Below are 3,194 nucleotides of genomic sequence, written 5' to 3' on the forward strand. Positions count from 1 at the left end.
GCCGGTCCTGTCCTCCGTCGCGCGGCCGCCCCCTCGGCTGCCCCCTTGCCGCGCGACGGAGGACAGGACCGGCATGCCCCTCACCAGCGATCTCCGCGGCGTCGTGCCGATCGCCCCGACGCCGTTCCACCCGGACGGCCGGATCGACGCGGTCTCCCTCGACCGGATGACGGATTTTTTCGGGGCTTCGGGGGTCGATGGCTTGACGATCCTCGGCCAGCTCGGCGAGGCCGGCAAGCTCGACCATGAAGAAGGGCTCGCCGTCGCGAAGCAGGTCCTCGGGCGCACCCGGCTGCCGGTGATCGTCGGCGTCACGGCGCCGGGCTTCGCGGCCATGCGGGCGCTCGCCCGCGAGGTGATGGCGATGGGCGCGGCCGGCGTGATGATCGCGCCGCCCAACACCCTGCGCACCGACGACCAGGTGGTCGGCTATTACCGCAACGCCGCCGAGGCGATCGGGCCGGACGTGCCCTTCGTGCTCCAGGACTATCCCCTCACCTTCTCGGTCCAGATGACGCCGGCAGTGATCCGCCGGATCGTGTCCGAGAATCCCTCCTGCGTGATGCTCAAGCACGAGGACTGGCCGGGGCTGGAGAAGATCTCGACGCTGCGGGGCTTCGAGGCGGACGGCTCGATGCGCCACATCGCGATCCTGGTCGGCAATGGCGGCCTGTTCCTGGACTTCGAGACCGAGCGCGGCGCCGACGGGGCCAACACCGGCTACGCCTTCCCGGAGATGCTGGTCGACGTGGTCCGCCTCGGCCGGGCGGGGGAGCGCGACGCCGCCCACGACCTGTTCGACGCCCACCTGCCCTACCTGCGCTACGAGCAGCAGCAGGGCCCGCTGGGGCTCGCGGTGCGCAAATACGTGTTCCAGCGCCGGGGGATTTTCTCGTCCGACGCCCAGCGCAAGCCGTCCCAGGCGCTCACCCCGCGGGCCAAGGCCGAAATCGAGTACCTGCTGGCCCGCCTCGCCCGAAAGGATGCGCGAGCGAAACTCCTGGATTCACAAGGTCTGTGACCTTGTGCGGGTGCAGGGCAGCGCCCTGCTTCATCGGGGCTCCGCCCCGATACCCCGCCAAAGGGCTGAGCCCTTTGGAATCTCCGCTCAGTCGAGCCGGTAGGCGATGACCGAGTCGCCCGGCGTGGTGCCGAGCGAGCCGTGGCCGCCGGCGGCGATCACCACGTATTGCTTGCCGTCCTTGCCCCGGTAGGTCATCGGCGTCGCCTGGCCGCCCGCGGGCAGCGTCATGGACCAGAGGGTCTCGCCGGTCTGCATGTCGTAGCCGCGGATCAGGTCGTCCAGGGCGGCCCCCGCGAAGGCGACCCCGCCGGCCGTGGTCAGGGTGCCGCCATGGGCCAGCATGCCCATCTCGAACGGGATCGGGAAGGTCACGCCGGCGACCTTCTGGCCGGCCACGGTGCCGTTGCGGTGTTTCCACACGGTGGTGCCGTCCGCGAGGTTCACCCCGACCCGCATGCCCCAGGGCGGCGCGTTGCAGGGCACGCCGAGCGCCGAGCGCATGTGGGCGATCGACACCGCGTAGGGGCCGCCGAGATTCTCGTTGCCGGGCTTCGAATCCGGATCGGTGGAGAACAGGCGCTTGTTCGGCTCGGCCTCCGGACGCCGATGCAGCTGGTAGATGTAGGGCAGGTATTGCGGCGTCGCGATCATCCAGTGGTTGACCGGATCGACGGCCACGGAGCCCCAGTTGAACACCCCGATATTGCCCGGCCACACGATCGAGCCGCCCGAGGCCTGGGGCGCCGTGAACGGGTTGCCGTCGTAGCGGTTCGACCGGAACGCGATGCGGCACTGGATCTGGTCGAACGGCGTCGTGCCCCACATGGCGGCCTCGGTCAGCGGCGCCGGGGTGAAGCGCAGCGCCGACATCGGCTGGGTCGCCGCAAGCGTCTCGCCCGGGATGTCGGTCTCGGTGGAGACCTTGACCTGCTCCACCGGGGCGAACGGCGCGCCGGTGCGGCGGTCCAGCACCCAGACGTTGCCGATCTTGGTCGGGATCAGGATCGCCGGCACCGCGGCCCCCTTGTGCGGCAGGGTCAGCAGCACCGGCTGGGACGGGTTGTCCCGGTCCCACAGGTCGTGCGCCGCGGTCTGGAATTTCCAGATCAGCCGGCCGGTCTTCAGGTCGAGGGCCGCCAGGGCGTCGATGAAGGCCTCGTCGTCCTTGGAGCGGGACACGCCGACCTGGTCGGGGGACCGGTTGCCGAACGGCACGTAGACCTGGCCCAGGCCCTCGTCCGCCGCGAGCTGGGTCCAGGCCACCGCAGAGTTCGGCTCGTAGAGTTCGCCGGCCTTGAGCGGCGCGGTGTCGTCGGGCTTGCCGGCGTCGAACTTCCACACGATCGCGCCGGTGCGCACGTCGTAGGCGCGGATCGCCCCCGACGGGTTGGTCTCGTAGTAGTTGTCGGCGATGGCGCTGCCGAGGATCACCAGGTCCCGGGTCACCAGCGGCGCCGAGGTCTCTTGGTAGGTGGCCCGCTGCAGGCCCGGCATCTGCGCCTTCAGGTCCACCGCGCCGTCGGTGCCGAAACTCTTGCAGGGCGCGCCGGTGTCGGCGTTCAGGGCGTAGAGCTTGGCGTCCACCGAGGTCGCGATGATCCGGCGCGGGCATTCGGCGATGGCGGCCTGGGCGGCCTGGACGGCTGCGGGGTCGGCCTCGGCCGGCGCCACGAAGCCGGTCGAGTCGTTGTAGGACACGCCGCGGCAGGTCTGGTGCTGGTACTGGGCGTCCCGCAGCATCCTGGGATCGAAGGACCAGACCACGCGGCCGGTCTCCGGCTCCAGGGCCCGGACGATGCTGTGCGGGGTGCAGAAATACAGCAGCCCGTTCACTTTGATCGGCGTCGCCTCGAAAGTGTATTCCTTCGAATCCTTGGCGTCGCCCTCGCGCAGGTCGCCGGTATGGTGCTCCCAGGCGACCTTGAGGCCGCGGACGTTGCCGGTGTCGATGTCCTTCAGCGCCGAGTAGCGCTGGCCGAGATTGGTGCCGCCGTAGGCGACCCAGTCGTCGGCCGGATAGGCGACGCCGCTCGGATCGACCGCGGCGTTCCCGGCCTGGGCGACCTTCGGCAGGCTGCCCTTCGTGTCCACCGGATCGACGAACCACGCCGCGCCGCTCGCGGCGACGAGGAGCGCCACGACGGCGCGCAACGCCAGCGGCCCGTTGCCC

2 protein-coding genes are annotated in these 3,194 nt (G+C 70.6%); one reads left to right on the forward strand and one right to left on the reverse strand.

The window, feature by feature from the left end; genetic code table 11:
- Nucleotides 1-73 precede the first annotated feature (73 nt).
- Nucleotides 74-1,021, forward strand: a complete 948-nt coding sequence (locus tag FV228_RS24695; RefSeq protein ID WP_147856970.1) for a dihydrodipicolinate synthase family protein — start codon at nucleotides 74-76, stop codon at nucleotides 1,019-1,021.
- Between the two features lie 87 nt (nucleotides 1,022-1,108).
- On the opposite strand, the gene FV228_RS24700 is transcribed toward FV228_RS24695, so the two are convergent.
- A partial coding sequence (locus FV228_RS24700) for a membrane-bound PQQ-dependent dehydrogenase, glucose/quinate/shikimate family (RefSeq protein WP_147856971.1) occupies nucleotides 1,109-3,194 on the reverse strand: 2,086 nt, incomplete at its 5' end.

Origin of the sequence: Methylobacterium sp. WL18 (assembly GCF_008040015.1) — a bacterium.
GTDB classification, from domain to species: Bacteria; Pseudomonadota; Alphaproteobacteria; order Rhizobiales; family Beijerinckiaceae; genus Methylobacterium; species Methylobacterium mesophilicum.

Coding starts and splice junctions, on each gene's coding strand:
- FV228_RS24695 (WP_147856970.1), top strand. CDS start 74: ATGCCCCTCACCAGCGATCTCCGCGGCGTCGTGCCGATCGCCCCGACG.